The 6,445-nt window shown below is 56.5% G+C and carries 6 protein-coding genes and 1 pseudogene; 4 read left to right on the top strand and 3 right to left on the bottom strand.

Annotated elements, in window-relative coordinates; genetic code table 11:
- Positions 1-107 precede the first annotated feature (107 nt).
- Entirely contained in the window at positions 108-1,007 is a 900-nt protein-coding gene (gene lpxO, locus ACQKPC_RS11595) for a lipid A hydroxylase LpxO (RefSeq protein ID WP_032830182.1), read from the bottom strand.
- A gap of 385 nt (positions 1,008-1,392) precedes the next feature.
- Between lpxO and ACQKPC_RS11600 the strand changes: the two genes are divergently transcribed.
- Entirely contained in the window at positions 1,393-1,599 is a 207-nt protein-coding gene (locus tag ACQKPC_RS11600; RefSeq protein ID WP_427624674.1) for a hypothetical protein, read from the top strand.
- A gap of 84 nt (positions 1,600-1,683) precedes the next feature.
- Here the strand turns inward: ACQKPC_RS11600 and ACQKPC_RS11605 are convergent, their stop codons facing one another.
- Both ACQKPC_RS11605 and ACQKPC_RS11610 read right to left on the bottom strand, forming a co-directional pair.
- Positions 1,684-2,025, bottom strand: a complete 342-nt coding sequence (locus tag ACQKPC_RS11605; protein WP_427624676.1) for a hypothetical protein — start codon at positions 2,023-2,025, stop codon at positions 1,684-1,686.
- Between the two features lie 308 nt (positions 2,026-2,333).
- Positions 2,334-2,615, bottom strand: a complete 282-nt coding sequence (locus ACQKPC_RS11610) for an excalibur calcium-binding domain-containing protein (protein ID WP_032830181.1) — start codon at positions 2,613-2,615, stop codon at positions 2,334-2,336.
- A gap of 445 nt (positions 2,616-3,060) precedes the next feature.
- On the opposite strand from ACQKPC_RS11610, the pseudogene ACQKPC_RS11615 reads away from it, so the two are divergent.
- From ACQKPC_RS11615 to ACQKPC_RS11625, 3 genes and pseudogenes are all read left to right on the top strand, one after another.
- A pseudogene (locus ACQKPC_RS11615) lies at positions 3,061-3,228 on the top strand (site-specific integrase); the annotation flags it as partial.
- A 71-nt stretch (positions 3,229-3,299) separates the two neighbouring features.
- Positions 3,300-4,889 (top strand): ABC-F family ATPase, encoded by a 1,590-nt coding sequence (locus ACQKPC_RS11620; protein ID WP_081499236.1) that lies wholly within the window; start codon positions 3,300-3,302, stop codon positions 4,887-4,889.
- A gap of 246 nt (positions 4,890-5,135) precedes the next feature.
- Positions 5,136-6,323, top strand: a complete 1,188-nt coding sequence (locus ACQKPC_RS11625) for an MFS transporter (protein WP_427624678.1) — start codon at positions 5,136-5,138, stop codon at positions 6,321-6,323.
- The last annotated feature ends 122 nt before the right edge of the window (positions 6,324-6,445 follow it).

Genomic DNA, 6,445 nt, shown 5'->3' on the forward strand with positions numbered 1-6,445 from the left:
GGCCCCATCGCGAGCAGGCTCGCTCCCACATTGGATCTTGTGAACGACAAAAATCAAAGGTGGGAGCGAGCCTGCTCGCGATGGCGTCATGCGCCACAACACAAAACTCAGATCAAAACAAAAATCGCCAGCAACCCAGCAAAAACCGCCCATTTCTCCAGGTAGTAGCGAGTGCGGTTACGCTTCTTGAGCGCTTTGCCGCGCAGGCGAATCTTGTAGATTTTGGCAAACAAACGGTTGATCGCACCGGTCTTGTCACCCGCATCGTTCGGCGCACCCGCCGCTGCCATAACCGTATGGCTGAACCAACGGTTGAACGCCGCCGCCCAGCGATACTTCATCGGCCGCTCGATGTCACAGAACAGAATGATGCGGTTCTGCGCAGTGGTGTTTTCGGCGTAATGAATGAAAGTCTCATCGAACATCACGGCCTCGCCATCGCGCCAATGGTAGTTCTCACCATCGACGTTGATGTAGCAACCGGCATCGTTCGGCGTTTCCAGCCCCAAGTGATAACGGTAAGAACCGGCATACGGATCGCGGTGACGGACCAGTTTCGAACCCGGCGGCAGTTCGGCGAACATCGCGGCCTTGATCGAGCCGATGCTTTGCACCAGTTCAGTCGTACGCGGGCAGAGCTTTGCGGCGGACGGGTGACTGTCGCCGTACCATTTGAGGTAGAAACGCTTCCAGCCACTTTTGAAAAACGAGTTGAAACCAACGTCGTCGTACTGATTGGAACGTTTGATCTCCCCGGCCTTGAGCAAATTCTGGCCTTCAGCGCGAATCTCTTCCCAATGAGCCTGCAAAGGACTCAAGTCGGGAAAGTCTGCCGGATTGAGATAAGGCTTGTTCGGCGTTTTGGAGAACAGATAAAGGAAGCAATTGATCGGCGCCAGAAACGTCGAGTGGTCGCTTAACTGACGGCCTAATTTGTGGCGCACCTTTCCGCGCAAGTGAACATACGCGACGGAGATGACATAAATAGCGGCAATGATAAGTTTCACGAAAATCGTCACACGTCAGAAGTGAACAAACTGCGTCCCGATGGCGCGTTCTTGAGCCATGCCGATGGACGGCATGGGGTCGAAAGATGGCATTTTAGCCACACCTTGTAACTAATAGTTAACCTTCAACTGTGAAAATGTGTCCACGTTATTTTAGTAGCGCGGCTCGGCCGGTAATGCGAACCGCTCTCCCGATAGTAGCCTCATGCCATACCACCATCCGTCGAATATGTAAACACGACACTCTATACGCGGCCCCGTCTGGCTTAGGCTTTGCAAAGGCCGGACCTAGCAGCCCCAGAGCGACGTAATTCTGACGCGGCGGCAATTAAATTAACGATCAGGACTCCAGCGATACGCTTGGTCAGTCACCGGGAGATGTAACGTGTCAACTCTCAATGAAATCGCAGCGAACCACGCGAGAATGGCTAAGGCAAAAGAAGAAGAGTCGACCGGGCTGAGTGAGCGGCACCTTCAAATAGTGGGAAGTTTCGAAATCCCGTCTATCGATGACCAACAACACATTCCACTGCACCTTATCACCGGAGGGCAGGACAACCACCTCGTACAAGCCACTGGCTACTTGCTCTGAGTCTCGATCTGGTCAGTCGCCGGCTTGTCGCACGCTGTTCAACGTGCGGCAATGCCAGACTTTCAACCGCTGCCAGCGAGTTGTTTACAGTGGGCAGACAGCGACAACTTTATAATCACTGCCTGAAGAGGTGATCTGCACGGTCCATCCTTGCGCAAAAACCATGTCGTGATGCTCGACGATGGCACTGATGACGGGGCAAAGCTTGCTGGCTTCTTCTGGAGAGCTGTCTACCGAGATGTTGACCGAACGATCCTCGCTTGAGAACTCGGAGGCCTGAGTCAAGGCGTCGTTGCTATCCAGAATTTTGCAGAGCAATGAGGCGTTCTCAACGGACTCGTCTGTAGTGCCGGAGTAAGCATATTGAGCCGTTACAATCGTCAATAGAAAAAACAAACCTGTTGTATATTTGTGTCTCACTTCCATGTTTCCTTGGGTTGGGGGGAAGGAATACTAATCCATTAGCCGGTCAATAGTTTTGACGGCAGCCCTCTTCCCTCCAGCAACGCCCGCAGCACTGATACCGTCAAGCTCGTTTATTCCCCTTTGCCCAGCCGACGACCATTAAACCCAGGCCGGGAATCCACAGACCAGGCGCAGTGATAGCGAGACCGCAGACAGCCATTGGTAGCCCAGTCAGAAACATCGGGTTTCGAAACGCCTTATCCATAGCACCCTATCCTTTAAGCATTTCTCTCATTAAACCACTAAGCCTGTCGCTGACCTGCAAATAGTCATTGGCACCACTGCGACTCACAGGGGATTGCGTCGTTGTCGCCGTCCATTTTCATTCCCGGGCAATTTTGCAGAAAGTTTTTGGCCTCTGCGCACGAGGTCATCTGAGAACAATATTTGCGCCCATCACATTTGAATGGCGCTGAAACAGGCTTCGGCGCAGTCACGACTGTAGCGATTTCTTTGGGATTCGATAGTTGAGCCGTGGCCCAGGACTGTAGTTCAGGGGAAAACTTCCAAGCCAACAGACCCACAACAAGCATCACCAAAATCAGTTTCATTTTGATCCCACCCATGATGAGAGACCATTTGCGTTCTCACGTTGCCTGCTTTCCAGCGTAACGGCGGGCGAGGAGCGCGTCCTGGGCGAGAACCAGGAAGAGTATCTGCAAGACGAAGCGCTAGCGCGCCCGGAAACCCGAGCCCTTACGAAGAAGAATAGACCTCTCCCCACTTTCTGCTGTCACGCGTGGTATGGAGAGACGAATCTGAAGAGGTGCCCACCCTGACCAAGTGCTGGCCATTCAGCAATCCATCTGAAACACACGAGGCCGGGCAAGCGGTGCTGACTTTACCCAGAGCCACGCCAAGTGTCCCGAACACAACGCTGAACAAAAATAACATCGAGATCGCTCTACGCTCCCTTGCCTATCCAGGATGAACGACCTCCCAGCCAGCCCCCGGTTCTGCACAAACCGGGACCGAACCTTGAAGAAGCCTGCGACACGTTATCGCCCACCGTACAACTGCCGTCACACATATGCGACAATATGCGCAATGTCTGGCATGAATCCCGCCTTTTTTGCCCAACAGCTTGGACACAACGTCCAGATGCTGCTCTCGACTTATGCGCGCTGGTTGAACTCTAGCGGTGACTGGGAAGAGATGGAGTGAATCTCCAGAATGTCCCAGGAATGGCCCAAGCGCCAAATGCGCAGCTCGCAACCCATTGATAGGTAAAGTAATTGATCTCCACAGCTAACATCACGATGCAGTTCGGCGCCAAGCCGCTATTCGAAAACGTTTCGGTCAAATTCGGCGCCGGTAACCGCTACGGCCTGATCGGCGCCAACGGTTGCGGCAAGTCGACCTTCATGAAAATCCTCGGTGGCGACCTCGAGCCATCCGGCGGCCAGGTCATGCTCGAGCCGAACGTGCGTCTGGGTAAACTGCGTCAGGACCAGTTCGCCTACGAAGAATTTACCGTGATCGACACCGTGATCATGGGTCACGAAGAGCTGTGGAAGGTCAAGGCCGAGCGCGACCGCATCTACTCGCTGCCGGAAATGACCGAAGAAGACGGCATGGCCGTGGCCGAGCTGGAAACCGAATTCGCCGAAATGGACGGCTACACCGCCGAATCCCGCGCCGGTGAATTGCTGTTGGGTCTGGGTATCGGCATCGAGCAGCATTTTGGCCCGATGAGCGAAGTGTCCCCGGGCTGGAAACTGCGCGTGTTGCTGGCGCAGGCACTGTTCTCCGATCCTGAAGTGCTGTTGCTCGACGAACCGACCAACCACCTGGACATCAACACTATCCGCTGGCTGGAAAACATTCTGACCCAGCGCTCCAGCCTGATGATCATCATCTCCCACGACCGTCACTTCCTGAACAGCGTGTGCACCCACATGGCTGACCTGGACTACGGCGAGCTGCGCCTGTTCCCGGGCAACTACGACGAGTACATGACCGTGGCGACCCAGTCCCGCGAGCAACTTCTGTCGGACAACGCCAAGAAGAAGGCGCAGATTTCCGAGCTGCAATCGTTCGTCAGCCGCTTCTCGGCCAACGCCTCGAAAGCCAAGCAAGCGACCTCCCGCGCCAAGGCGATCGACAAGATCCAACTGGCCGAAGTCAAGCCTTCGAGCCGTGTGAGCCCGTTCATCCGTTTCGAACAAACCAAGAAGCTGCACCGTCAGGCGGTCATCGTCGAGCGCATGGCCAAAGGCTTCGACGGCAAGACACTGTTCAAGGACTTCAGCTTCCAGGTTGAAGCCGGCGAGCGCGTGGCGATCATCGGCCCGAACGGTATCGGTAAAACCACCCTGCTGCGCACCCTGGTCAACGAACTGACCCCGGATGCCGGTACCGTGAAGTGGACCGACGCCGCTGAACTGGGCTACTACGCCCAGGACCACGCACACGACTTCGAAGACGACTGCAACCTGTTCGACTGGATGGGCCAGTGGACCCAGGGCGGCGAACAACTGGTTCGCGGCACCCTCGGCCGGATGCTGTTCTCCAACGATGAAATCCTCAAGTCGGTCAAGGTTATCTCCGGTGGTGAGCAAGGTCGCATGCTGTTCGGCAAGCTGATCCTGCAAAAGCCGAACGTGCTGGTGATGGACGAGCCGACCAACCACTTGGACATGGAATCCATCGAGGCGCTGAACCTGGCGCTGGAGAACTACCCGGGCACGCTGATCTTCGTCAGCCACGACCGTGAGTTCGTATCGTCCCTGGCCACTCGCATCATCGAATTGAGCGCCGATGGCGTGATCGACTTCAGCGGCACCTATGACGACTACCTGCGTAGTCAGGGTGTTTTGATGTAAGACGGCTGCAAGCTTCAATTGAAAAGCCCTGTCCTGGTGACGGGGCTGATCGTTCCCACGCTCTGCGTGGGAATGCCGCCAGGGACGCTCCGCGTTCCCGCTTTGAAGGGTGACGCAGAGCGTCACGGGATGCATTCCCACGCAGAGCGTGGGAACGATCGCCAGCTGTATCGTTAGCCTGCTTCCTTTTATTCCCCACCCACGCCATGATGCAGTTCTCCTACCGCCGCCCGCGAAAGAGCTCTCATGTCTGTGCAGCAACTGCCCCCGCAAAGCTCCATGGCGATCACCCTGCAGATCGTCTCCATCGTTTTCTATACCTTTATTGCCTTCCTCTGCATCGGCCTGCCGATTGCGGTGTTGCCGGGGTATGTCCATGAACAGTTGGGATTCAGCGCCATCGTGGCGGGGCTCACTATTGGTTCTCAGTACCTGGCCACCCTGCTCAGCCGGCCCATGGCCGGACGTCTGTCGGACAGCATCGGTACCAAACGGGCGATTGTTTACGGGTTGTCGGGGATTGCGTTGAGCGGCGTGCTGACACTGCTGTCGACCCTACTGCAGGGTTTGCCGTTGTTGAGCCTGATCATCCTGATCGCTGGCCGCTTATTGCTGGGCATCGCCCAAGGATTGATCGGGGTCGGCACGATCAGTTGGTGCATGGGCCAGGTCGGTGCCGAGCACACGGCGCGTTCGATTTCCTGGAACGGGATCGCCTCGTACGGCGCCATCGCCATCGGTGCGCCACTAGGGGTGGTGATGGTCGCTGAACTGGGGTTCGCCAGCCTCGGGATCGCGCTGTCGTTACTGGCCCTGCTGGCGCTGCTGTTGATCCGCAACAAACCTTCGGTGCCGGTGATTCGCGGCGAGCGCCTGCCGTTCTGGGCGGTGTTCGGGCGCATTGCCCCCTTCGGCGCGAGTCTGAGCCTGGCGTCCATCGGATACGGCACGCTCACTACCTTTATTACCCTGTATTACGTCAACCTTGGCTGGACCGGCGCGGCTTATTGCCTGACGGTATTCGGGGTCTGTTTCATTCTGGCGCGACTGTTGTTCATCTCCAGCATCAGCCGTTTCGGTGGCTTCACCTCAGCCATCGCCTGCATGACCATTGAAACCGTGGGGCTGGTCTTGCTGTGGCTGGCGCCCTCGACGGGTTATGCCTTGATCGGCGCCGGGCTGACCGGGTTCGGTCTGTCGCTGGTGTATCCGGCGCTGGGGGTGGAAGCGATCAAGCAAGTGCCCAATTCCAGTCGCGGAGCGGGTTTGAGTGCCTATGCGGTGTTTTTCGATCTGGCGCTGGCGATTGCCGGACCGCTGATGGGCGCGGTGGCGTTGAACCTGGGGTATTCGTGGATTTTCTTTAGTGCGGCGATGTTGTCGATAACCGGACTCGGTTTGACCTTATTACTGAAACACCGCGCAATGACCTGACACCTGCAATCCCTTGTGGGAGCGAGCCTGTGGCGAGGGGGCTTGCCCCCGTTGGGCTGCGAAGCAGTCCCCAAATCTCTGATGTACCAAAAATTTTGTGAGTGCTACGCACTCAAACGGGG

The organism is Pseudomonas sp. NPDC089918 (assembly GCF_050280605.1).
In the GTDB taxonomy this organism is placed as follows: Bacteria; Pseudomonadota; Gammaproteobacteria; order Pseudomonadales; family Pseudomonadaceae; genus Aquipseudomonas.

Bases quoted from the DNA above. Each gene is read 5' to 3' on its own strand.
- ACQKPC_RS11605 (WP_427624676.1), bottom strand. From the start codon at position 2,025: ATGGAAGTGAGACACAAATATACAACAGGTTTGTTTTTTCTATTGACG.
- ACQKPC_RS11610 (WP_032830181.1), bottom strand. From the start codon at position 2,615: ATGAAACTGATTTTGGTGATGCTTGTTGTGGGTCTGTTGGCTTGGAAG.
- ACQKPC_RS11625 (WP_427624678.1), top strand. From the start codon at position 5,136: ATGTCTGTGCAGCAACTGCCCCCGCAAAGCTCCATGGCGATCACCCTG.